Raw genomic sequence first — 24,133 nt, 5'->3', positions numbered from 1 at the left:
TCGTTGAAGTAGGAATGAAACATGGAAGTTTATAACTTTTTATAAGTTTTCAGTAACGGCAGGTGGATAAGATGGCGAAGTTATTAAAATTACCGGTAGGAATTGACAGCTTTGAAAAGATCCGGAAAGAAGCGTTTTATTATGTTGATAAAACGAAGTTGATCGAGCAGCTTCTTGCTCAATGGGGAGAGGTCAATCTGTTTACACGGCCCCGCCGATTTGGAAAAACATTGAACATGAGCATGCTCCGCAGTTTCTTTGAAATAGGGACAGACAGTTCTTTGTTTGAAAATCTGTATATTTCGCACAAGAAAGCGCTCTGTGAAAAATATCTGGGGAAGTTTCCGGTAATTTTTCTTTCGCTTAAAAATGTGGATGGGCTTACTTTTGAAGAGGCAAAAGAACGTTTTGCTGAATTGATCGGTATGGAAGCAGAACGTTTTTCATTTTTACAGGAGAGTGATAAGCTTTCTGAAAATGAAAAGAAAAGATATCATGCGCTGACGGCCTGGCAAGAAGGGCATTATTCTATGGAGGGAAATGTACTTACTTCCAGTCTGCAGATTTTGTCTCAGCTCCTGTCCAAATATTATGGTCAAAAAACAATTATTTTGATTGATGAATATGATGTTCCACTTGATAAAGCATTTCAGCATGGGTATTATCGGGAGATGGTGTCTCTGATCCGAGGGATTTTCGGACAGGCTTTAAAAACAAACGATGCTCTGCAGTTTGCAGTACTGACGGGATGCCTGCGTATTTCCAAGGAAAGTATTTTTACCGGACTGAATAATTTCAAGGTACTTTCTATTACAGATGCCAGGTTTGACGAGCAATTTGGCTTTACAGATACGGAAGTACGGAAATTATTGGAATACTATCATCTGACAAGTCATTTCATGGAAACAAAGGAATGGTATGATGGTTATCATTTTGGGGATGCAGATGTTTACTCACCCTGGGATGTTATTAATCATGTGGATCGTCTTTTGGGAGATCCGGACGCGGAACCACAGTCCTATTGGATCAATACGAGTGGAAATGAACTGGTAAAACGTTTTGTAGATAAAGCAGACAAAACAACACGGGATGAGATCGAACGCCTGATTGCAGGAGAAGGAATCGAAAAAGCAGTTCGTCTGGAACTGACTTACGATGAGATAGACAATGATATTGGCAATTTGTGGAGTGTATTATTTACAACGGGGTATCTTACACAGCAGGAAAAAATAGAACGAGGGGTTTATAAACTGATCATTCCCAATAAAGAAGTGCGAGATGTCTTTATCTACCAGATTCAGGAGTGGTTTCAAAAAGCAGTCGTAAAAGATGCAAGGAAAATGTCAGCATTTTGTGAGGCATTTTTATGTGGAAATGCCGAAGAAATTCAAAAACAGCTGACTTTGATTCTCAGCAATATGATCAGCATTCTGGATACGAAAGCACGGGAAGGTCAGAAGGAGAATTTTTATCATGGTCTGTTGCTGGGACTGTTGCGAAGTAATCCGGAGTGGCTTATCAGATCCAATATGGAATCGGGAGACGGTTTTTGTGATATTCTGATCGAACCGGAAGATCCGGAAGCGGGGATCATCATTGAAGTGAAATATGTCAGTTCTTTTGCAGCATTGGGAAAAGCCTGTGCAGCCGCACTGGAACAGATCAGAGAACGTCGTTACGATGAATATTTACGAAATGAAGGACGAAATGATATCTTGATCTATGGAATTTCTTTCTGCAGAAAACGATGTCAGGTAGTTGCCGAGAAACTGTAAAAATCAGAAATAGCGGTCATATCCGCCCAAAAGCATACCATTCATCAACAAGGACAGAGTTCATTTTACGGCTCTGTCCTTGTCTGTTGTTATGCTCTCAGACGGTGCTATAGTTTTTTTCTATATCGTGGTATTGAAATTTCGCATACCTCTATATACCGTTATCTGATTGACAATTTTTGGAAAAAAAGTATAATAACACTAAATCTATCGAAACAGTAGGAATTAAGCGAGGAGAAAAACTTATGAAAAAAAATCTGACAGCTACCATGGCACTTATCGCAGCAGCAACCGCAGCCTTCGGAATGACAGCAAGCGCCGATGACGCGAAAACGGCAGAAATCGTTCTGGAAGCAGAGAACGCTCCTTATACCTATGAGGATGATAACGGGGAACCGGCAGGATATGAGTATGAAGTATTGAAACTCATCGATGATTATCTGGATGACTGGACCTTCAATTATACCGTACTGGATTATGAGACAGCTCTGGCAGGAACCACCAGCGGAAAATACGATCTGGATTCCGGCTGCAAATTCCGTACACCGGCAAGAGAGGAAGCTTTCCTGGTATCCAATCCGTACAACTATTTCTTCATGAATCTGGTCGTGAAGAATGACAGCGGCATCAAGAGCCTGGAGGATATGGACGGAAAGAGCATTGCCCCCATCGTTGCAACAGACGGTCGTGCAGTCGCTCTGGCAGACTGGATGGAAAAACATCCGGATATCAAGCTTGATTTCGAAACGCTGGCAGCATCCGGAGCAATGGCAGATGAGATCACCAGCGTGGAGGATGGCGTTTACGATGCTGCTTATCTTTCCGCAGAGCAGGCCAATGCGATCCTGGAAGAGACCGGCTATGACGATCTGACCATTACCGACCGTGTAGACGGAAGAGACACCGACTTTTTGATCAACAAGGATCAGACAGAGCTTCAGGAGGCAGTGAACAAAGCCATCGATGCTCTTACTGAGGATGGTACCTTAAGTAAACTGACTGAGGAATTCTTCGGTGAGGACAACTTCGAGGTGGCAAAAGAGCTGGGTCTTCGCGACTGATAAAGAAAAAGATCACAGTTACAGTTCATGACCGGGTGTCATGGACTGTACTGTTGTAATAGGAGTATTTGCATGTGGAGAGGACATGAATTATTTATTTCCAGCCTTCCGGTGCTGGTGGAATATATTCCGGCAACCCTGTTTTATTTTCTGGTGCCGACCGTGATCTCCCTGGTCCTGGGAGCATGGATCTGCCGGGTACGGGTGGGAAAAAAGAATGCGCTGTACTGGCTGGTTTCCCTGTTTGTTTCTTTTTTCAGGGGAACGCCGGGGCTGGTTCAGATCTATATTGTGTTTTTCGGGCTCCCGAAGATCTTTGAACCCTTTGGGATCAATATCAATCGTTGGGACGCCGGAATTTTTTATGTGATAGCGACCTGCTGTAACTTTTCCAGCTTTGTTTCCGAGGCCTTCCGGGGCGCTTATGAAGCCATTGACAAGGATCAGATCGAGGCGGGATATTCCATCGGCTACAGCCGCTGGCAGTGCTTTCGCCATGTGATCGCTCCTCTGACCATGCAGATTGCGCTTCCGAACCTGAAAAACCTGGAGATCGACCTTCTGAAAGGGACCGCCATAGCCTATGTCATTGGTGTTGTGGATGTCATGGGCCGGGCGGACAAGATCATTGCCCAGCACAGAGGCTACGGTCAGATCTGGATCCTTCTGGCGGCAGCGATCCTGTATTTCCTGATCAATGTGGTCATCGAACTGGTTTTCAACAGCCTGACCCGTCATTACAGCCGGCATGAAAGGGGTATCGCATGAATCTGAATGTAAAATTTATGATATCGGACATTCCGACAGTGCTTAGTGCCCTGCCGGTGACACTGGAACTTACTTTTGCATCACTTTTTTTTGCAATTTTGCTGGCTGTGCTCTTCGGAGTCTGTATCCTGAAAAAGATTCCGGTGCTGAAGCAGTTCGTCATCGGACTCAACACCTTCATCAAAGGCGTTCCGCTGATCGTCCAGCTTTTGTTCTGCTATTATGCACTCCCTTATGTGCTCCGGGCTTTTGATGGCGTACTTGGATACACTTATGATCCGAAGCATCCTTCTTATTTTGGTTTTGCTGTGGTGGCATTTGCCTTCAATTACGGAGCCTATATGACGGATGTGGTGGTTTCTTCTTACAGAGCGGTGGACAAAGGGCAGCTGGAGGCTGCTTACTCCGTAGGAATGAGCACGTTTCAGGCTATGTGGAGGATCGTGATCCCACAGGCCGTGGTGATCTCTCTTCCGAACCTTTCCAACTACTTCATGTGGCTTCTGAAGGCCACCAGCCTGGCTTCCGTGGTAAATGTGTTTGAGCTTCTGGCAACAGCCCGGGCTTCCACTGCCGTCAATTATGCGATCCTTGAGGGATATCTGGTGGCAGCAGGCATTTACTGGGCAGTATGTATCCTTGCGGAGCAGATCCTGAAACGGATCAATAAGAAGATGAATCGTTATCAGAAGACCGTTTCTGCGGTATAAAAGACAGGAGACAGAAGATATGGCAATGGTAGAATTGAAAAATATCAGAAAAAAACTGGGTGGCGTGGATATCTTAAACGGCGTGGATCTTTCTGTGGAGGAAGGAGAGGTAGTGGTCATCCTGGGACCCTCCGGATCCGGAAAGACGACTCTTTTGCGGACCATCAATTTTCTTGCCCCCGCAGATCAGGGAACGATAACCATTGACGGACTGACCGTGGACAGCCAGAAGCATCATCATAAGGAAACGCTGGCTCTTCGCCGGAAAACCGGAATGGTATTTCAGAATTATAATCTTTTTCGCAATAAGACCGTTTTACAGAACATCACGGAAGGTCTGACCACGGTGCGGAAGATTCCTCATGAGCAGGCTGTGGAAACGGCCATGGCACTTTTGAAAAAAGTGAATCTGGAAAACAGAGCCTCCGCTTATCCGGCACAGCTTTCTGGCGGTCAGCAGCAGCGTGTGGGCATCTGCAGGGCTCTGGCTTTAAATCCCAAGGTGATTCTTTTTGACGAGCCCACCTCCGCTCTTGACCCGGAACTGGTAGGAGAGGTGCTGGGTGCCATGCGTGCCGTGGCAAAGAGTGGTATCACGATGATCGTCGTGACCCATGAGATCAGTTTCGCCCGCGATGTGGCTGACCGTGTGATCTATATGGAAGGCGGCGTCATTGTCGAGCAGGGCAGCCCGAAAGAGGTCATTGAAAGCCCGAAAGATGAAAGGACGTTAAGGTTCTTGCGTTCACTGCTCAACGAACCCATGGAACCCGCCAATATAACATATAAATAATAAGAAGAAAGAGGTAGAAGAAAATGGCATTTGAAAACAACATTCCGAAGATCAAAAACAATTTTGGCGTAGACGGTATGCGTGATATCAGCGCCCGCCGTGCGGCAACCATCTCCAATATGATCGAAGAGGCGGCAAAACAGGGCATCGACGATTCCTTTGCGAGGACTGCCATCGGCCGTTATGGTGCAGACAATGCGAAAGCCATGCGTGCGAGCATGAAGGATCCCGATGATTTTACTGAGTTTGCCAATGAATTTGGTACGGATCATAACAGGGAGATTTATGAGATGGAAGTAGTAGAGAAGACGGAGGACAAGCTGTCCATCGATTTCCATTACTGCCCCTATGTAACCGAGTGGGTAAAACAGGGTCATACACTGGAAGAAATCGCTCATCTCTGCGATCTGACGATGGAAGGTGACAGAGAGTTTGCAAAACAGTTCCCCTGCCTGAAATTCGAACTGAAAGGCACCATTGCAGACGGCCTTCCGGTCTGTCAGCTGCGGTTTACGAAGGTAAAGAAAGACTGATTTTATGCCATAAAATGAGGAGTGCCCGGGCGTCTGGTACACCCGGGCTATTATGAAAAAATTTATCTATGTGTAATGAAAACATTACGCCATGACCAAGATTGGTTGTCTCCTTTCGAAGACAGTTATAGTGTAGCAATAAATTATGAATAAAATATGAACAAGCAGTAAAGAATATGTGAAAATAACCAAAAACCAGTTTGTTTCAAACTGGTTTTTGGTGAAAAATAATAAATAATCAAAGACAGATCAAAGTTTGATGTTGGCAAAAAGAGAACCAAGAGAGGTACCTACAGCCTCTGTTTCCGGCAATTCGATGGTTTCCTCCTGAATCTCCTCGGCAGCCACATCATTCAGGGCTTTCATGCTCAGGCTGAGCTTGCCGTCTTTTACATTGATGACTTTTACCTTTACTTTGTCACCAACCTTCAGGACAGCGGCGGGAGTCTTGATCCGTTTTTCGCAGATCTGAGAAACATGTACCAGACCGGAAAGACCGTTTCCAAGATCGATGAATGCACCATAGGGCTGGATGGATTCTACGGTACCTTCGGTTACAAGGCCGATCTCGACATTGGATACTTTGGCTTTCCGCTCTTCGTCTGCCTTTTCACGGAGGATTTCACGGGCGGAGAGTACCAGGTGATCGTCCTCCTCATCTGCTGCGATGACGCGGATCTCGAGCTCTTTGCCAAGCCAGTCATTCAGATCATCTTCTTCTACATAGTTCAGGGAAAGTTTGGAAGCGGGAATGAAGCCGCGGATGCCTTCCAGATAAGCGACAACGCCTGATTTTACGATGCCGGCAACCTTGACTTTCAGGTTTGTGCCCTCTGCCTTATAGCTGCGGAGTTTATCCCAGGCAAGGACCTCATTGGCCTCTTTGGCGGAGAGGAGAATGTGACCTTCGCCGTCATCTCTGCGGATCACAGTGGCGGAAATCTCATCGCCTGTGTGGATATCTTCTGCCAGGTTGAAATTCGGATCATTGGTGAAATCCTCCAGGCGGATGATGCCGTCGGTATAATATTTCAGATCCAGGGTAATGGCAGTTTCAGAAACGCCGATGACGGTTCCGGTCAGGATATCGCCCTCGTGGATCTGCTTAAAGGAGGCTTCCAGTTCCTCTTTGTAATCGTCCATGCTTTCCACATGCTCGGGAGCTTCTGCGGTTTCCGGTGTTACGTTTTTCAGTTCTTCACTCATAATATGATCTCCTTTTTTATGATGTTCTTCCGTGCAAAGGTCGCCGCCTGCATTTTGCGGGCATCTTTGTATAAAAGTAACCATTCAGGGCATTCCACGTATTTTAAAACGAAAAGCCATCCGCCTGCAGCCAGATTTGCACCGTCTGGCTTTTCATTTTTCTGCTGTCCCGAACTGTTATATAAAAAAGTTTAACATTTTTGATGCAGAAAGTAAAGAATCGTGTAAAATAAGAAGGACATGTATTTATGTGTTGAATAATTGTGGAGGATATCATATGAGTGAAAATAGAAAACTGCAGACAAATGCGCCGACTCCGGTGATTGCCCCCAGAAAGGTTTATGTCATCGGACATAAAAATCCGGATACGGATTCGATCTGCTCGGCCATCGCTTATGCAGATATCAAGCGTCGGACGGAGGATGGGATCTTTGAGGCAAAACGGGCCGGTCAGATCAGCCAGGAGACCCAGTATGTGCTGGATCGTTTTCAGGTGGATCCGCCGGGATATGTGCCGAATGTGGCTCCCCGGGTAAAAGACATGGAGATCCGCCGGATCCCGGGGGTCAGTGATCACATTTCCCTGAAAAAGGCCTGGAATCTCATGCGGACCCAGAATGTGAACACCCTGCCCATCGTTCAGGAAGGAAATATGCTGGAGGGTCTGATCACCATCAGCGATATTGCGAAGTCTTACATGGACGTTTATGATAATGCCATTCTTTCCACGGCCCGCACCCAGTACAAAAATATTCTGGAGACGCTGGACGGAACTATGGTGGTGGGAAATGAACATGCGTATTTTGTCAAAGGAAAGGTTGTCATTGCGGCGGCCAATCCGGATCTGATGGAGAATTATATTGAAGAAGATGATCTGGTCATCCTCGGAAACCGTTATGAATCGCAGCTGTGTGCGATCGAGATGAAAGCAGGCTGCATCATCGTCTGCGAGGGGGCTCCGGTCTCCAAGACGATCCAGCGTCTGGCGGCCGAGCGGGTCTGCGCCGTTATCAGTACCCCTCATGATACGTATACGGTGGCACGTCTCATCAACCAGAGTATGCCGGTAAAATTCTTTATGAAATCCAGTAATCTTATTACTTTTCGTCTGGATGATTATACAGACTCCATCAAGGATGTCATGGCGAAAAAGAGACACCGGGACTTCCCGATCCTGGATAAAAACGAACATTATGTGGGAATGGTTTCCCGCCGGAATCTGCTGGGGATCAAGAGGCGTCAGCTGATTCTGGTGGATCACAACGAAAAGTCACAGGCTGTGGATAACATCGAGAGTGCCGACATTCTGGAGATCATCGATCATCACCGCCTGGGCTCTCTAGAGACCATGGCTCCGGTCTTTTTCCGGAACCAGCCGGTGGGCTGTACTGCCACGATCCTTTATCAGATCTATCAGGAACGGAAACTGGAGATCCCGAAAAATATCGCAGGTCTTCTCTGTGCGGCCATTATCTCTGATACGCTGATGTTCCGTTCTCCCACCTGCACGGCCCTGGACCGGGCGGCAGCAGAACGGCTGGCGGAGATCGCCGGTATCCAGTGCGAAGAGTTTGCAACGGAAATGTTTGCGGCAGGCAGTGATCTGAAGGGGCGTTCGACAGAGGAGATCTTCTATCAGGATTTCAAGAAATTCGAGCTCAACAAAGCAAACTTTGGCGTAGGACAGATCAACTCCATGAACCCGGAGGAGCTCAAAGAGATGAAAAAGCGCCTGCTTCCCTATATGGAAAAGGCTCTGGGAGCACACGGAGAGACCATGATCTTTTTCATGCTGACGGATATCATCCATCAGTCCACAGAGCTTCTCTGCTACGGAGGCGAGAATGTGCGTCTTGTGGAAGAGGCCTTTCATCAGACACCGGTGGAACATTCCATCACCCTGCCGGGCGTGGTATCCCGGAAAAAACAGCTGATCCCGGCCTTTATGAATGCCCTGCAGCAGTAAGGTGCGGGATACGATCCAGAGGAAAAAGGAGAACGAAAAAATGGAAAAAAAGACGATGGAAAAACAGAAGGTTTCCGTGAAGAAACAGCAGTGGAAACCGGGAAATATGCTTTATCCCCTTCCGGCAGTGCTGGTGAGCCTGGGCCGGGAAGGAGAAAAACCGAACATGATCACCGTTGCCTGGACTGGAACGGTCTGCACCAACCCGCCTATGGTCTATATTTCCGTGCGTCCGGAGCGGTATTCCCATGCGATCTTAAAGGAGACAAAAACCTTTGTCATCAACCTGACGACAGAAAAACTTCTGAAAGCCACCGATTACTGCGGTGTCCGTTCCGGAAGGGATGTGGATAAATTCAAGGAGACCGGCCTGACGGCTGTCTCGGGTCCGGTGACCGGCTGTCCCATGGTGGAAGAAAGCCCCGTAAACCTGGAATGCCGTGTGAAGGAGATAAAAGCCCTGGGTTCCCATGATCTTTTTCTGGCAGAGGTAGTGGCTGTCCATGTATCTGAGGACTATATGGAAGGGAACGGCCGTTTCCGCCTGAACCGGACGGGACTGGTGGCCTATTCCCACGGAGAATATTTCAGCCTGGGAAAATCCCTCGGAACCTTCGGTTATTCCGTAAGGAAACCGGCGAAGAAAAAGGCAAAACGGTGCAGATAAGCTAAGGCTTTTTGGCAGTTACCTCACTTCCGCGGCGGATGGCCTGTTCCCCGTATTTCTGGCGGATCTTGTCGAGTGCGGCATCCAGCTTCTGTTGTTTTTCGTTTTTCTCCCAGTCAATATCGAAGATGGAAAGCTGGATGGGGGCATCCTCATCGGTAAGCCTTGTGGTGCGTACACCAAGAAGGCGGATGGGATCTCCATTCCAGAGCCGCCGGAACAGGCGCAGAGAAGCCGCATAAAGGGTCGCAGCGGCGTTGGAGGGCGGTTCCAGAGGCATCTGATGGGAGGAAGAGGAGAAATCACTGTATTTGATCTCCACAGAGATGCTTCCGGCCAGCTGTCCGGCTGCCCGGAGTCTCTTGGCCACGCTCTCGGAAAGGCGGCGCAGGACAGGAGCCGCTTCTTTTTCTGTCAGGGCATCCTTCGAGAGTGTGGTGGAATTTCCGATCCCTTTTGCCCGTGCGGGCAGGGATTCCACCGGACGGTCATCGATCCCGTTGGCATATTCCCAGAGAAGGCGGCCATGGCTTTTCAGATGGGCGGTGAGAAGGTCTGCATCCGTGTGGGCCAGTTCTCCGATGGTGTGGATGCCCAGCTTATGTAAGACACGGACGGAGGAACGTCCGGCCATGTGCAGCTCACTCACGGGCAGCGGCCACATTTTTCGCAGGATCTCATCCGGAAAAAGCGTGTGGATCCGGTTTGGCTTTTCAAAATCGGAAGCCATTTTGGCCAGCAGTTTGTTGCAGGAGATGCCGACATTGACGGTAAAGCCAAAACGCCGGTAAATGGTGTCCTTGATCTCTTCTGCGGCTGCCAGAGGGCTTTGATAGCAGTGGGCGATGCCGGTGAAATCCAGATAACACTCATCCACACTGACCTGCTCGATATCCGGAGTCAGTGTCTTCAGATAATCGATAAACCGGTGGCTGTACTGCCGGTACAGCTCATGATCCGGTGGAAAGATCAGAAGCTCCGGGCATTTTTTCAAAGCGGAAGCGACCGGTTCACTGGTATAGATCCCCATTTTTTTCGCAGAAATGGACTTGGCAAGGACGATCCCGTGCCGGCTTTTCTGATCTCCGCCGATGATGGCCGGTACTTCACGCAGATCCGGACCTGCGCCGGTCCGAAGATTCTCTACAGACGTCCAGCTGAGATAAGCAGAATTTACATCAATATGAAAAATGATCCTCGAAGCCACAGGCGTTCCTCCCTTCAAAATCCTTTCTGTCTCATCCTCTTGTGATAATCCTATCATACCCGTACCCCGCAAAAGATACAAGTCTGTACAAGCATGGATTTTTCTGCTATACTTCGATCGTAACCTTTTGAATACTTGCGATCAACGGAGATTTTATATGAAAAAAAACAAATGGATCTGGATTCCTCTGGCAGCAGTGCTTTTGAGCGGGTGCAGTGCAGATAATGGCACCGACAGCATTGATGAAGGAATGACAGCCATGGAACATAAAGAATACCAGGCAGCCCTGGAGGATTTTAAAACAGCGGTGGCGCTGGGAGAAAACGAAGCAGCCGCTTATCGGGGCGAGGGTCTGGCGCTTATGGGGCTGGGACAGTACGAACAGGCAGCAGCGGCCTTTGACGAGGCTCTGAAAGCCACGGATGAAAAGATGCCGAACACCCGGAGAGACATCCTTTACTACAAAGCAACGGCTCTTTATAAAAACGGCGATTATGACGGTACCATTGCTGTCTGCGATGACCTGCTGAAGCTCCGTCAGGAAGGAGATGCCTGCTATCTCCGCGGTGCCTGCTATATGGCAAAGGGAGACTATGATCAGGCAAAAACCGACTTTGATCTGGCGGTTTCTCTGTCTCCGAAGGATTACGATCTGGTACTGGATATCTACAGCTGCTACCAGGAGCAGAAACGTTCCGCAGACGGAGCACCTTATCTGGAAAATGCTCTGAATATTGAAGATCCCAGCGAGGAAGGAAGCTGCCAGAAGGCCCGGATCTATGTGTATCTGGAGAATTATGACAGTGCCAAAAAGCTTCTGGATCCCCTGACAGAAAAGAAAAATGCCGAAGCCATGGAGCTTATGGCCCGCATTTATCTGGAGGAAGGTGACACCACCCATGCCAGGAAGACCTGGCAGGAGCTTATGAGCAGCGATGGCGAGAGTCTGACCGCCTATAATGGTCTGGTACTCTGTGATATCAAGGACGGAGCCTATGCTTCTGCTCTTGAAAACGCGGAAAAAGGTCTGGCTCTGTCAGGAGAAGAGGGACGTCAGGAGCTCATGTATAATACCATCGTGGCATATGAGTATCAGGGAGATTTTGAAAATGCCCGGGCGAAGGCACAGGAATATGTGGAAAAATATCCTTCGGATGAGCGCGGCACCAGAGAATATACTTTCCTTCAGACGAGGTAATGCTATGGAAATGAACACGATCGAAGAATTGAAAGAACGGGTGATCCTCATCGGTGTCAGCGTCAGTGACGGAGATGATACAGAGGAATCCCTGAAGGAATTAAAAGAACTGGCAGATACGGCAGGAGCTGAGACGGTGGGAACTGTGATCCAGAAAAGAGAAGCGGTCCACCCGGGCACCTACATCGGAAAAGGAAAAATCGAGGAAGTCCGGGCGATGGCTTTCGGGCTTAATGCCACCGGTGTGATCTGCGACGATGAGCTCAGTCCCGCCCAGCTGAACAATCTGGAGCAGGAGCTGGATCTGAAGGTTATGGACCGGACGCTGATCATTCTGGATATTTTTGCGGCACATGCGCGAACCAGTGAGGGAAAGATCCAGGTAGAGCTTGCCCAGCTCAAATACCGCCAGGCAAGACTGGTCGGTCTTCGAAATTCTCTGTCCCGTCTGGGAGGCGGTATCGGAACCAGAGGACCGGGAGAGAAAAAGCTGGAAATGGACCGTCGGCTCATCAAGAGCCGGATTGCCCAGCTGAACCGGGAACTGGAGGAAGTGAAACGCCACCGCGAGATCACAAGAGCCCAGAGAAGCCGGAACCGTATGCCTGTGGCAGCCATTGTAGGGTATACCAATGCGGGAAAATCCACGCTTCTGAACCGGCTGACAGGAGCCGGCGTGCTGGAAGAAAACAAGCTTTTTGCCACGCTGGATCCGACCACCCGTACCATGACGCTGGAAAACGGCACCAGGATCCTCATCACAGACACGGTAGGCTTTATCCGCAAGCTTCCTCATCATCTGGTGGAGGCTTTTAAGAGTACCCTCGAAGAGGCAAAATATGCGGATGTGATCCTTCATGTGGTGGATGCTTCCAATGAGCAGATGGAGACACAGATGTATGTGGTCTACGATACCTTACGAAGGCTGGAGGTAGGCGACAAGCCGATCCTGACGTTGTTCAACAAGACAGACCGGGAGGGTATCCGCACCGATCTTCGGGATCTGAAAGCCGATCAGACACTGAAGATCTCTGCAAAGACGGGAGAGGGGCTTTCGGAACTGACGGCAGCTCTGGAGGAAGTGCTCCGGCGGGATAAGATCTACGTGGAGCGGCTTTATCCCTTTGACCAGGCCGGCATCATCCAGCTGATCCGCAAAGAGGGGGAGCTGGTGTCCGAAGAGTATACGGCTGAGGGGATCGAAGTCAAAGCTTACGTACCCAGAAAGATCTACGAGAAGATCTGAAAAGGTGCTGCAAAGCCTTCAAGGGCTTTCGCACACCGTCAGAAATTCGTCATTTTTACTAAAGACACAAGTTCTAGTGAAGTTCACGGGGGCCGTATGGTCTCCGTTTTTTCGCGGAAAAGCCACTTCCAACGGGCTTTCCGGCATTTTCCGGACATTTTCAAAATATACTATATATAGTGGCATGTACGCAAAATGCGTCCAAGATATGGTGGCTTTTGCGGTTGACTCATCCAGGTATCTTTGATACAATAAATCCAGTCTTCGTTTTACGGGCCCGAATGGCTGGGGGAAAAACACATGGCCGGGCCGTACGGACGAGAGAGACAGATACGATTATGGAGAAGGTGCGTCAGCCTGGAGAGCGGAAAAGCAGGATGGTGCACCGTGTATAGATGGAAGGAGCAGAAGGTTTATGTTCAAAGTAGTGAAACGGGATGGTGAAGTGGCCGCTTTCGATATCGGAAAGATCACAAATGCCATCGAAAAAGCATTCAAGGCGACAGATAAACAGTTTAATACAGATATTATCGAGCTTTTAGGATTACGTGTCACTGCAGATTTTCAGAGTAAGATCAAAGACAGTCTCATCGATGTCGAGAGTGTGCAGGACAGCGTGGAGACCGTACTGGAGCAGAGCGGTTATTCCGATGTGGCCAAGGCCTACATCCTTTACCGCAAACAGAGAGAGAAGATCCGGAATATGAAATCCACGATCCTGGATTATAAGGATATCGTCAACAGCTATGTGAAGGTAGAGGACTGGCGGGTAAAGGAGAATTCCACCGTGACTTACTCCGTCGGTGGTCTGATCTTAAGCAACTCCGGTGCTGTGACAGCCAATTACTGGCTGTCTGAGATCTACGACCAGGAGATCAGTGATGCCCACAGAAACGCAGACATTCATATCCATGATCTGTCGATGCTCACCGGTTACTGTGCCGGCTGGTCCTTGAAGCAGCTGATCCGGGAAGGACTTGGCGGCATTGAAGGGAAGATCACCTCCGCACCGGCGAAGCACCTTTCGGTCCTCTGTAACCAGATGGTGAATTTCCTTGGGATCATGCAGAATGAATGGGCAGGAGCGCAGGCGTTTTCTTCTTTTGATACTTATCTGGCTCCTTTTGTAAAGGTGGACCACCTTTCTTATCCGGAAGTAAAAAAATGCATCGAATCCTTTGTTTACGGTGTGAATACGCCGAGCCGCTGGGGAACACAGGCTCCCTTCTCCAATATCACACTGGACTGGACGGTTCCCAATGACCTGGCGGAGCTTCCGGCCATTGTCGGCGGAAAGGATATGGATTTCTGTTATAAGGACTGTAAAAAAGAGATGGATATGGTGAACAAGGCCTTCATCGAGACCATGATCGAGGGAGATGCCAACGGACGCGGTTTTCAGTACCCGATCCCGACCTATTCCATTACCAGAGATTTTGACTGGTCCGACACAGAGAACAACCGCCTGCTCTTTGAAATGACCTCCAAATACGGAACCCCGTATTTTTCAAACTATATCAACAGCGATATGGAGCCCAGCGATGTGCGGAGCATGTGCTGCCGTCTGAGACTGGATCTTAGGGAACTCCGGAAAAAGACCGGCGGTTTCTTCGGTTCCGGAGAGAGCACCGGAAGCGTAGGCGTTGTCACCATCAATATGCCGCGTATCGCTTATCTGTCCAGGAACAAAGCGGATTTCTACCGCCGTCTGGATCACATGATGGACATTGCAGCCCGTTCCCTGAAGATCAAGAGAGATGTGATCTCCCGGCTTCTGGAGGAGGGACTGTATCCTTACACCAAACGGTATCTGGGAAGCTTTAGCAACCACTTTTCCACCATCGGCCTCATCGGCATGAATGAGGTGGGTCTGAATGCCGTCTGGCTTGGTGAGGATCTGAGCCATCCAAAGACACAGGAATTTACCAAAGAGGTGCTGAACCATATGAGAGAGCGTCTCGTGGGATATCAGGAGCAGTACGGCGACCTTTACAACCTGGAGGCCACTCCGGCAGAGTCCACCACCTATCGTCTGGCAAAGCATGACCGGGAGCGCTGGCCGGATATCAAAACAGCCGGCAAAGAAGGCGATACGCCTTATTATACCAACAGTTCCCATCTGCCCGTGGATTACACCGCAGATATCTTTGATGCGCTGGATATCCAGGATGAGCTGCAGACCCTTTATACCTCCGGAACTGTCTTCCACGCTTTCCTGGGCGAGAAGCTTCCGGACTGGAAGTCCGCAGCCAACCTGGTGCGGAAGATCGCAGAGAACTATCGTCTTCCGTATTACACGCTGTCTCCGACCTATTCTGTCTGTAAGGAGCACGGCTATATTGCCGGTGAGCATTTCACCTGTCCGAAATGCGGCAAGAAGGCGGAAGTCTACAGCCGGATCACCGGATATTACCGTCCGGTACAGAACTGGAACGACGGAAAAACGCAGGAGTACAAGAACCGGAAGCTTTACGATGTGGACCATTCCTGTCTGAAGAAGGTACACAGCAGCATCGTTACGGTTTCCCGGGATGATGTGGAGATCAAGCCCATGGAGGGTGTGAAATATCTGTTCACCACCAAGACCTGCCCCAACTGCCGCCTGGCAAAGGAAATGCTGAAGGGTGAGGCCGTACAGATCATCGATGCCGAGGAAAATCCGGAGTTGGTGAAAAAGTACGGTATCATGCAGGCGCCGACCCTTGTAGTCGTTGACGGCACACGGGCAAAGAAATACGTGAATGCCTCCAATATCAGGAAATATGTGGACACTGTGAAAGAAGCTGTCCTATCCTGAGGCAGATCATAACAGTAAAAGGGAGGACCACCGGCTGCAGAGCTTTGCTGCACCGGTCGGTCCTCCCTCTTTTTTGCCATTTCGGACAATCAAAAAGACCACTCTTTATGGAAAGAATGGTCTTTCATTGGTTCTTTTCTCTATTTTCTGCGCTTATGAGTAAACGATCAAAGTTTAACTACGTTAGCAGCCTGCATTCCACGAGCACCCTCAGTTAAGTCATAGCTTACTGCCTGACCCTCATCGAGAGATTTGAAGCCCTCACCCTGGATAGCGGAGAAGTGAACGAATACATCGTTTCCGTCCTCGCCGGTGATGAAGCCGTAGCCTTTTTCTGCATTGAACCATTTAACTGTACCTTTGTTCATTGTGGTACCTCCATAAAATAATGAATTAAGATGTAGATTTTCGGATAAAAAAATCCACCAGCCATTACAGATTACATGAGTGCGATATAATCTCTAATGACTAGTGAATTATCTTACATCCAAGAAATCCTTGATACTTTTCCAGTATAAGCGTTGGAAAATCAAAAGTCAAGGAAATTTTTCTTGTATCATACAGGAAGGAGGGGTATCATAGGAATAGCAAAAACACAAAGAAAAGGAGTATAAATATGGATTTTATTGAAATTCTGAAAGCGATCCTCTTCGGTATCGTGGAGGGCATTACCGAGTGGCTTCCCATCAGCAGTACAGGTCATATGATCCTTCTGGATGAACTGGTAAAGCTGAATGTTTCCAACGACTTCCGTGAAATGTTCCTGGTTGTGATCCAGCTGGGCGCTATTCTGGCGGTGGTGGTCCTGTATTTTAAGAAGCTCTGGCCATTTTCCGCAAAGGAAAAATACTTTATCAAAAAGGACACCTTCCTGATGTGGTTCAAGATCCTGGCAGCCTGTATTCCGGCAGCCGTTGTCGGTATCCTCTTCGATGACAAGATCGACGAGCTTTTTTACAATTACCAGACCGTAGCAGCCATGCTGATCATTTTCGGTGTACTTTTCATCGTCATCGAAAACTACAATAAGAAACGGAAACCGGTCATGAATTCCATTGCGGAGATCAGCTGGAAGGCGGCTGTCGGTGTTGGCCTTTTTCAGCTGATCGCGGCTGTATTTCCCGGAACCTCCCGTTCCGGCGCAACGATCCTCGGCGGGATCCTGCTTGGCATGTCCCGTACGACAGCGGCTGAATTCACATTTTTCCTGGCGGTTCCCGTTATGGCAGGAGCAAGTCTTTTAAAGCTGGTAAAATTCGGTCTGGCCTTCAGCGCTTCGGAAGCAGTGATCCTTCTTGTGGGTATGGTGGTCGCCTTCGTGGTATCCATCCTTGTGATCAAATTCTTGATGAATTACATCCGCCGGAACGATTTCAAGGTCTTCGGCTGGTACCGGATCGTTCTGGGCGTGCTGGTGTTCCTTTTCTTCAGCATTTTGTAAGCTCAGCGGCGGATTTTTATGCATAAAGATGAATAAAAAGGAGATGTTATATGCAGATCATACTTCCGAAAAATGTCAATAAGATCATCCATGTCCTGGAGGAGAACGGATTTGAAGCCTATGCAGTGGGAGGCTGTATCCGTGACAGTCTCCTCGGGCGGACGCCCAACGACTGGGACATTACCACCTCAGCTCTTCCGGAGCAGGTGAAAGCGCTGTTTAAAAAGACCATCGATACAGGGATCCAGCATGGTACCGTGACGATCCTTCTGGACAAGGAGGGCTATGAGGTCACGACTTACCGGCTGGACGGAGAGTACGAGGACAGCCGTCACCCCAAAGAGGTGACTTTTACCGCCCTTCTTTCGGAAGATCTGAAGCGGAGGGATTTCACGATCAATGCCCTGGCCTACAATGAGAAGGAGGGGCTGGTGGACCTGTTCGGCGGCCAGAAGGATATGGAGGAAAAAGTGATCCGCTGTGTGGGAGATCCGCTGGAGCGTTTTACCGAGGATGCTTTGCGGATTCTCCGGGCCGTGCGTTTTGCGGCGCAGCTGGGCTTTTCCATCGAGGAACGGACACGGGAGGCCATCGGCATCCTGGCAGGGAATCTGGAGCACATCAGTGCGGAGCGGATCCAGGCAGAGCTGGTCAAGCTGGCCGTTTCCCCTCATCCGGAGGAACTTTATACGGCTTATGAGACCGGTATCACCCGGGTGATCCTTCCGGAGCTGGATGCAGCTATGGAGACAGAGCAGAAGAATCCGCATCACTGCCATACGGTAGGGGCTCATCTGATCGAGTCCATGCGGATGATCGAGCCGGACAAGGTGCTTCGCCTGGCCATGCTTCTCCATGACATCGGGAAACCGGTGGTAAGATCGACGGGAGAGGACGGCGTGGATCATTTCTTCGGTCATGCGGATGTCAGTGCCCAGATGGCTCATGATATCCTGAAACGGCTGAAATTTGACAACGATACGCTATATACGGTGGAAAAACTCATTGCCTATCACGATTACCGTCCGGAGATCAGTGAACGTGCGGTAAGAAGATTTCTGAACAAGACCGGAAAAGAGCTCTTTCCGCTGATCCTGAAGGTGCAGCGGGCAGATATTGCGGCTCAGAGCGATTATCAGCGTGCGGAAAAAGAGGAGCGGCTGAAGGAAGTAGAACTTCTGGCAGAAAAGATCTTCGAAGAAAAACAGTGTTTTTCTCTGAAGGATCTGGCGGTTAGCGGCCGTGATCTCATCGACGACGGTATGGAGCCGGGAAAACAGCTCGGTGAGGTCTTAAGTGAACTTCTTGGTGAGGTCTTACGGGATCCTGCCCACAATACAAAAGAATATCTTCTGGAATATTCCAGAACTCTCCGCCGGAGCTGATGCTCCGGCTTTTTCTATGGAGAGAAGATTCCGCCGCATAATTCCAGGCCGGTCCACATAGGAATAGAGGGAGCAGATCAGTGGGAGGGATCCGATGAATGAAAAAGGACTTATCGTACTGGAGCAGTATGAACTGGATGTAAGAAGTGCCAGAAGAGGAAGGGGCTCCTTTCTGGTAGATACGGATCAGGGGCTGAAGCTTCTGACGGAGTATGCCGGAACAGAGGGAAGGCTGGAATTTCAGGACCGGGTCATGAGGGAGCTTCGGGAAAAGGGGCTGGAGCGTCTGGATTTTCCGGTACGGAATAAGGAAGGCGGGTTTCTGGTAAAGGACAGGGAGGAGACCACTTATCTTTTGCGGGAATGGCATGAAGGCCGGGAATGTGATGTGAGAGAGCTTTCTGAAGTGGAAGAAGCGGTACGGGCACTGGCTTTTCTTCACCGGAATTTCCAGACAACTCCGGAAAAAGAGACGGAAAAGTTCCGGGAAGAATCGCTGGAGACAGAACTTCGGAGGAAAAATGCAGAGCTTCGGCGGGTGCGGAAATTCATACGTTCCCGCAGGAGAAAGACAGAGTTTGAACAGGAATTTCTGAATCATTTCGAGCGCTTTTATGAGGAAGCGGAAAAGGCTCTGGAAGAAGCCGGTTCCGGGAAAATCCGGGCACTTTTTGAAAGAAGCCTCACGGAAGGGATCCTTTGCCATGGGGATTACAACCAGCATCATGTACTCCTGTCGAGGGAGGGGACGGCACTTACAGACTTCGGTCACTGCCATTTCGGTGTCCGGACCGGGGATCTGGCCCGGTTTTTCCGGAAGATTCTGGAAAAACAGAACTGGGATAAGGTATATGGAAATGCCATGCTCCGGGAATATGGCCGGGTGCGTCCTCTTTCGGAGGAGGAACGGGAGGATTTTCGTGTGCGGCTTTCTTATCCGGAGAAATTCTGGAAGCTGGCAGACCATTATTATGGCAGCAGAAAGAGCTGGATCCCGGAGAAAAATGTCGAAAAACTGAAAAGCCTGATCCGGCAGCAGGATCAGCGGGTATCTTTTCTTAAAATATTGGAATAAGGTTTCTTTTCAGGGCGAATTATGGTATGATAAAAGCACTCAGGGCCGTGCAGGATGACCGGATGCTTTAAGGGGACGGACCCTGAAAAGTGAAAAATCGGGAGGTACGATATGGACTACAAAGAAGTATACCAGGAGTGGCTGGAAAGCCCTTACTTTGACGAAGAGACCAAGGCGGAGCTTCGCGGTATCGCCGGGGATGACAAAGAGATCAAGGAACGTTTCTATGCAGAGCTGGAGTTTGGCACCGCAGGACTTCGCGGCATTATCGGTGCAGGAACCAACCGTATGAACGTATATACTGTAAGAAAAGCAACCCAGGGACTGGCCAACTATATTGCCAGTGTGAATGCACAGGCAAGAGGTGTGGCCATTGCGTATGATTCCCGTCGTATGTCACCGGAATTTGCAGATGTGGCCGCCCTCTGTCTGGCAGCCAACGGCATCAAGGCTTATGTGTTTGAATCTCTGCGTCCGACACCGGAGCTGTCCTTTGCAGTCCGCACACTGCATTGTATCGCCGGCATCAACATCACCGCCAGCCACAACCCGCCGGAGTACAACGGCTACAAGGTTTACTGGGAGGACGGCGCACAGATCACACCGCCTCATGACACCGGCATCATGGCTGAGGTAAAGGCTGTGACAGACTATGCAAAGGTGTATACCATGGAGAAAAAAGAGGCGGAAGAGAAGGGACTCTATCAGGTGATCGGAAAAGACATCGATGATCCGTATATCGAGGCGCTGAAGAGCCAGGTGATCCATCAGGATGCCATCGATGCGGAAAAGGATCAGCTGAAGATCGTTTATTCACCGCTTCACGGAACCGGAAATATCCCGGCACGGAGAGTGTTAAAAGAGCTTGGCTTCACCAACGTCCATGTAGTCAAAGAGCAGGAGCTTCCTGACGGCAATTTCCCGACTGTGAGCTATCCGAATCCGGAAGCGGATGAGGCCTTTACGCTGGGACTGAAGCTGGCGAAAGAGATCGATGCAGATCTGGTTCTTGCCACCGATCCGGATGCAGACCGTCTGGGTGTGCGTGTAAAGGACAAAGACGGCATTTATCATACTCTGACCGGAAATATGTCCGGCTGTCTTCTGGAGGAGTATGAGCTCAGCCAGAGAAAAGCAGCAGCAGGAAAGCTTCCGGAGGACGGTGCAGTAGTCAGCACCATCGTTACCACCAATATGGCAGGTGCGATCGCCAGAGCTTATGGCCTTCGTTTCATCGAAGTCCTGACCGGCTTCAAATACATCGGACAGCAGATCCTTGGCTTTGAAGAGAGCGGAAAAGGTACCTATCTCTTCGGTTTCGAGGAAAGCTACGGCTGTCTCATCGGTACCCACGCCAGAGACAAGGATGCCATCGTTGCTACCATGGCACTCTGTGAAGCTGCCGCATATTATAAAACACAGGGCAAGACTCTTTGGGACGCCATGATCGATATGTATGAGAAATATGGTTATTATAAAGATGACATCCAGTCGATCACGCTGAAAGGAATTGAAGGTCTGGAGAAGATCCAGTCCATTCTGGAGACTCTCCGGAAGAACCCGCCTGCCAAGATCGGCGGCTATCAGGTGACCTCTGCAAGGGATTACAAGCTGGATACGGTACGAAACATGGCTACCGGAGAGATCACAGAGACCGGACTTCCGAAGTCTAATGTTCTCTACTATGATCTTACTGATGATGCATGGCTTTGTGTAAGACCTTCCGGAACGGAGCCCAAGGTAAAATTCTATTACGGAGTGAAGGGAACCTCTCTTGCGGATGCAGATGAAAAATCCAAAGCTCTGGGAGAAAAAGTGCTGGAAATGATCCATCAGATGCTGTAAGGCATAAACAGGAGATAAAGGGGAAGACTATGGACAGGAAGCTTACCTTTGACGATTACCGTGGGATCATAAGGGCGCTCCGGGACCCGGAAAAAGGCTGTCCCTGGGACAAGGCGCAGACGCATGAAAGCTTAAAGCCCTGTATGATCCATGAAATGACGGAGGCCGTAGCAGCGGTGAACCTTCTTTCTGAGACCGGCGATCCGGACAACCTCTGTGAAGAACTGGGAGATGTACTCCTTCAGGTGGTGCTCCAGAGTCAGATCGCAGAGGAAGAAGGCCTGTTTTCCCTTGATGATGTGATCCGGAAAGCAGGAGAGAAGATGCTCCGGCGCCATCCTCATGTATTCTCTTCGGAAGCATCTCCGGAAAAGGAAGAAGTCCCGGGCAGATGGGAAGCCATCAAGCAGGCGGAAAAGCAGGGAAGATCCGCAGAATATGAAAGAAAGAAGAAGGAAGCGGAGGCGGCTGCCGCCCGCGAAGTGATCCGTCTTCTGAATGCGGAAAACCAGTAAAAACAGGCGTATTACTCTTGACAAAAGGGCCAAAACAGTTTATAAGTAAACGTAGAACTTTGCCGGGGAGAAAAGGCAGGGTCATGATTACAACGAAGAGTAGCTGCAGAGAACAGATCAGTTACGAAGAGAAATCCAGAGGAGGAATATTTCCATGAATAAAACAGAATTAATTGCTGCTATTGCCAGCAAGACCGAATTATCCAAAAAAGACGCTGAGAAAGCACTGAAGGCTTTCACTGACGTTGTGACCGAAGAACTGAAAAAGGGTGAGAAGATCCAGCTGGTAGGTTTTGGTACTTTCGAGGTATCTGAGAGAGCAGCAAGAGAGGGAAGAAATCCTCAGAGCGGAGAGCCGATGAAGATCGAGGCTTCCAAAGCTCCCAGATTCAAAGCCGGCAAAGCACTGAAAGATATGATTAACGAGAAATAAGAATGAAACAGATCGGAGGACTTCTTGAAAAGCCCTCCGATTTTTTCATAAGGAGGAACGCACCATGCGGTTAGATAAATTTTTAAAAGTATCCCGCCTGATCAAGCGCCGTACCGTGGCAAACGAGGCCTGCGACGCCGGAAGAGTCACCATCAACGGCAAACCGGCCAAGGCTTCCGCTGCTGTGAAGGCAGGGGACATTCTGGAGATTGGTTTTGGCACCAAAGCGGTAAAGGTGGAAGTGCTGAATGTTCAGGAGACCGTCCGGAAAGACGATGCAAAGGAAATGTATCAGTACCTGTGAATATTTCTCCCGTCTCTCTCATATATTTTATCAAGAGCATATACCGAGAGGGCTTTATGGAAGAAAAACAGATTGAGATGAAGAGGGCACACAAGGTAACCATGGAGGGACGCAGAAGCGGAACTGTCACGGGGGTATCGGATGTGCTCTCTTTTGATGTGGGAGAAGTGGTGCTCCGGACGGAAGATGGTCTTCTGATGATCAAAGGGGAGGAACTTCATGTCAGCCGGCTGACTCTGGAAAAAGGTGAGGTGGACATCGACGGAAAGATCGACAGTCTGACCTACACCGGAGGCCAGGGAAAAAAGGCAGACAAGGGTACTTCTCTGTTTCGGAAGATGTTTCAGTAGGATGAGCGGAGTGATCCGTCACGAGATCTGGTTTTTCTTTTTTTCGCTTCTTTCGGGAATGATTCTTTTATGCGCCTATGATCAGCTGCGTGTACTTCGCCGTCTGATCCCTCATAACGGCTTTTTCCAGTCTCTGGAGGATTTCTTTTTCTGGACAGGAGCCGGGATTTTCTGCTTTGGTGTGTCCTTTCGGGGGAATCAGGGTTCTCTCCGGGGCTTTTCTCTGGCAGCTCTTGTTTTTGGCATGTGGCTTTACCATCGGACCGCCAGTTTCTGGGTGGTGAAAAGCGAAAGGTTTGTCTTTGATGCAGTGTCGAAAAAAACATTTTTTCTTTGCCGAAAAGCGTTGAAAAAAGCATGGAATTGGGTTACAATGAGAATTACATGTAAAAACGTTGATGTGAAAAGATAGCTGTAAAAGACAGTTATGGCGAAAGAAAGAAACAGGGGTCCGGATGAAACAGAATAGAAGAAGAAAAAAAAGACGGGGAAGCAACAGAGGCGTGGGCAGCATCTGCTTTATTGTTATGATCCTGCTCGTCAGTCTCAGTGTGCAGAGCCACGGACTGAAGGAAAAACTCAATGTATACGCGGCTCAGAAGGAAGAGCTGCAGCAGAAGATCGACAGTGAGACTGCACGTACGGACGAGATAAAGAAGCTGGAAGAGTACAAGAATACAACGGAGTATGTAGAAGGGATAGCCAAGGACAAGCTTGGACTGGTCTACAAGGACGAGATCATCTTCAAACCATCGAATTAAGAGACAAAGCTCTCTGACAGAGCAGAGCACAAAAGAGAACCGGACAGGCCGAAACGTCTGCCCGGTTCTGCCATTTTTCTGAATGGAGGAGCTTTGT

At 49.1% G+C, this 24,133-nt stretch carries 24 protein-coding genes; 21 read left to right on the top strand and 3 right to left on the bottom strand.

Annotated features, from left to right (window positions below; all coding sequences use genetic code 11):
• Positions 1 to 71: 71 nt before the first annotated feature.
• From DXA57_RS15335 to DXA57_RS15310, 6 genes are all read left to right on the top strand, one after another.
• Positions 72 to 1,775, top strand: a complete 1,704-nt coding sequence (locus DXA57_RS15335; RefSeq protein ID WP_117768135.1) for an AAA family ATPase — start codon at positions 72 to 74, stop codon at positions 1,773 to 1,775.
• Positions 1,776 to 2,020: 245 nt separating this feature from the next.
• The gene (locus tag DXA57_RS15330) at positions 2,021 to 2,836 is read left to right on the top strand and encodes a transporter substrate-binding domain-containing protein (protein ID WP_117768134.1); all 816 of its coding nucleotides are present in this window, start codon (positions 2,021 to 2,023) and stop codon (positions 2,834 to 2,836) included.
• Positions 2,837 to 2,908: 72 nt separating this feature from the next.
• A complete protein-coding gene (locus DXA57_RS15325) occupies positions 2,909 to 3,604 on the top strand; it encodes an amino acid ABC transporter permease (protein WP_117768133.1) in 696 nt (231 codons plus the stop codon).
• The gene (locus DXA57_RS15320; protein ID WP_117768132.1) at positions 3,601 to 4,314 is read left to right on the top strand and encodes an amino acid ABC transporter permease; all 714 of its coding nucleotides are present in this window, start codon (positions 3,601 to 3,603) and stop codon (positions 4,312 to 4,314) included. Before DXA57_RS15325 ends, DXA57_RS15320 begins: the two co-directional genes overlap by 4 nt.
• Before the next feature lie 19 nt (positions 4,315 to 4,333).
• Complete coding sequence (locus DXA57_RS15315) at positions 4,334 to 5,107, top strand: amino acid ABC transporter ATP-binding protein (RefSeq protein ID WP_330423284.1); 774 nt, start codon at positions 4,334 to 4,336, stop codon at positions 5,105 to 5,107.
• A gap of 23 nt (positions 5,108 to 5,130) precedes the next feature.
• The gene (locus DXA57_RS15310) at positions 5,131 to 5,640 is read left to right on the top strand and encodes an L-2-amino-thiazoline-4-carboxylic acid hydrolase (protein WP_117768131.1); all 510 of its coding nucleotides are present in this window, start codon (positions 5,131 to 5,133) and stop codon (positions 5,638 to 5,640) included.
• Positions 5,641 to 5,889: 249 nt separating this feature from the next.
• Here the strand turns inward: DXA57_RS15310 and DXA57_RS15305 are convergent, their stop codons facing one another.
• Positions 5,890 to 6,846 (bottom strand): S1 RNA-binding domain-containing protein, encoded by a 957-nt coding sequence (locus DXA57_RS15305; protein WP_117768130.1) that lies wholly within the window; start codon positions 6,844 to 6,846, stop codon positions 5,890 to 5,892.
• Between the two features lie 277 nt (positions 6,847 to 7,123).
• Between DXA57_RS15305 and DXA57_RS15300 the strand changes: the two genes are divergently transcribed.
• Positions 7,124 to 8,812, top strand: a complete 1,689-nt coding sequence (locus DXA57_RS15300; protein ID WP_117768129.1) for a putative manganese-dependent inorganic diphosphatase — start codon at positions 7,124 to 7,126, stop codon at positions 8,810 to 8,812.
• Positions 8,813 to 8,888: 76 nt separating this feature from the next.
• On the top strand, positions 8,889 to 9,479 hold the full coding sequence (locus tag DXA57_RS15295; protein WP_117768140.1) for a flavin reductase family protein: 591 nt from the start codon (positions 8,889 to 8,891) through the stop codon (positions 9,477 to 9,479).
• 1 nt (position 9,480) lies between these two features.
• On the opposite strand, the gene DXA57_RS15290 is transcribed toward DXA57_RS15295, so the two are convergent.
• Positions 9,481 to 10,743: a DNA polymerase Y family protein gene (locus DXA57_RS15290; protein WP_117768139.1), complete on the bottom strand. Its 1,263-nt coding sequence runs from the start codon at positions 10,741 to 10,743 to the stop codon at positions 9,481 to 9,483.
• Positions 10,744 to 10,843: 100 nt separating this feature from the next.
• Here DXA57_RS15290 and DXA57_RS15285 point away from each other — a divergent pair, with 100 nt between their 5' ends.
• From DXA57_RS15285 to DXA57_RS15275, 3 genes are all read left to right on the top strand, one after another.
• Positions 10,844 to 11,884 (top strand): tetratricopeptide repeat protein, encoded by a 1,041-nt coding sequence (locus DXA57_RS15285; RefSeq protein WP_158571342.1) that lies wholly within the window; start codon positions 10,844 to 10,846, stop codon positions 11,882 to 11,884.
• 4 nt (positions 11,885 to 11,888) lie between these two features.
• The gene (gene hflX / locus DXA57_RS15280) at positions 11,889 to 13,130 is read left to right on the top strand and encodes a GTPase HflX (protein ID WP_117768127.1); all 1,242 of its coding nucleotides are present in this window, start codon (positions 11,889 to 11,891) and stop codon (positions 13,128 to 13,130) included.
• A 415-nt stretch (positions 13,131 to 13,545) separates the two neighbouring features.
• Positions 13,546 to 15,927 carry a ribonucleoside triphosphate reductase gene (locus tag DXA57_RS15275; protein ID WP_117768126.1) on the top strand — a complete coding sequence of 794 codons (2,382 nt, stop codon included), beginning with the start codon at positions 13,546 to 13,548 and terminating at the stop codon, positions 15,925 to 15,927.
• Positions 15,928 to 16,094: 167 nt separating this feature from the next.
• On the opposite strand, the gene DXA57_RS15270 is transcribed toward DXA57_RS15275, so the two are convergent.
• A complete protein-coding gene (locus DXA57_RS15270; RefSeq protein WP_117768125.1) occupies positions 16,095 to 16,295 on the bottom strand; it encodes a cold-shock protein in 201 nt (66 codons plus the stop codon).
• 248 nt (positions 16,296 to 16,543) lie between these two features.
• Here DXA57_RS15270 and DXA57_RS15265 point away from each other — a divergent pair, with 248 nt between their 5' ends.
• From DXA57_RS15265 to DXA57_RS15220, 10 genes are all read left to right on the top strand, one after another.
• Positions 16,544 to 17,368, top strand: a complete 825-nt coding sequence (locus DXA57_RS15265; RefSeq protein WP_117768124.1) for an undecaprenyl-diphosphate phosphatase — start codon at positions 16,544 to 16,546, stop codon at positions 17,366 to 17,368.
• A 50-nt stretch (positions 17,369 to 17,418) separates the two neighbouring features.
• Entirely contained in the window at positions 17,419 to 18,753 is a 1,335-nt protein-coding gene (locus DXA57_RS15260; RefSeq protein WP_117768123.1) for a CCA tRNA nucleotidyltransferase, read from the top strand.
• Between the two features lie 94 nt (positions 18,754 to 18,847).
• Entirely contained in the window at positions 18,848 to 19,828 is a 981-nt protein-coding gene (locus DXA57_RS15255) for a CotS family spore coat protein (protein ID WP_117768122.1), read from the top strand.
• Positions 19,829 to 19,939: 111 nt separating this feature from the next.
• A complete protein-coding gene (locus tag DXA57_RS15250) occupies positions 19,940 to 21,673 on the top strand; it encodes a phospho-sugar mutase (RefSeq protein ID WP_117768121.1) in 1,734 nt (577 codons plus the stop codon).
• A gap of 29 nt (positions 21,674 to 21,702) precedes the next feature.
• Positions 21,703 to 22,188 (top strand): MazG family protein, encoded by a 486-nt coding sequence (locus tag DXA57_RS15245; RefSeq protein ID WP_117768120.1) that lies wholly within the window; start codon positions 21,703 to 21,705, stop codon positions 22,186 to 22,188.
• A gap of 154 nt (positions 22,189 to 22,342) precedes the next feature.
• A complete protein-coding gene (locus tag DXA57_RS15240) occupies positions 22,343 to 22,621 on the top strand; it encodes an HU family DNA-binding protein (protein WP_117768119.1) in 279 nt (92 codons plus the stop codon).
• A gap of 64 nt (positions 22,622 to 22,685) precedes the next feature.
• Entirely contained in the window at positions 22,686 to 22,925 is a 240-nt protein-coding gene (locus tag DXA57_RS15235; protein WP_117768118.1) for an RNA-binding S4 domain-containing protein, read from the top strand.
• Positions 22,926 to 22,981: 56 nt separating this feature from the next.
• A complete protein-coding gene (yabP, locus tag DXA57_RS15230; RefSeq protein ID WP_117768117.1) occupies positions 22,982 to 23,275 on the top strand; it encodes a sporulation protein YabP in 294 nt (97 codons plus the stop codon).
• A 1-nt stretch (position 23,276) separates the two neighbouring features.
• The gene (gene yabQ, locus DXA57_RS15225; protein ID WP_117768116.1) at positions 23,277 to 23,687 is read left to right on the top strand and encodes a spore cortex biosynthesis protein YabQ; all 411 of its coding nucleotides are present in this window, start codon (positions 23,277 to 23,279) and stop codon (positions 23,685 to 23,687) included.
• Between the two features lie 43 nt (positions 23,688 to 23,730).
• Entirely contained in the window at positions 23,731 to 24,036 is a 306-nt protein-coding gene (locus tag DXA57_RS15220; RefSeq protein WP_117768115.1) for an FtsB family cell division protein, read from the top strand.
• The last annotated feature ends 97 nt before the right edge of the window (positions 24,037 to 24,133 follow it).

Origin of the sequence: Blautia sp. OF03-15BH, from assembly GCF_003463065.1 — a bacterium.
Classification (GTDB): domain Bacteria; phylum Bacillota; class Clostridia; order Lachnospirales; family Lachnospiraceae; genus Limivivens.
This window is presented reverse-complemented; position numbering and strand designations above follow the sequence as displayed.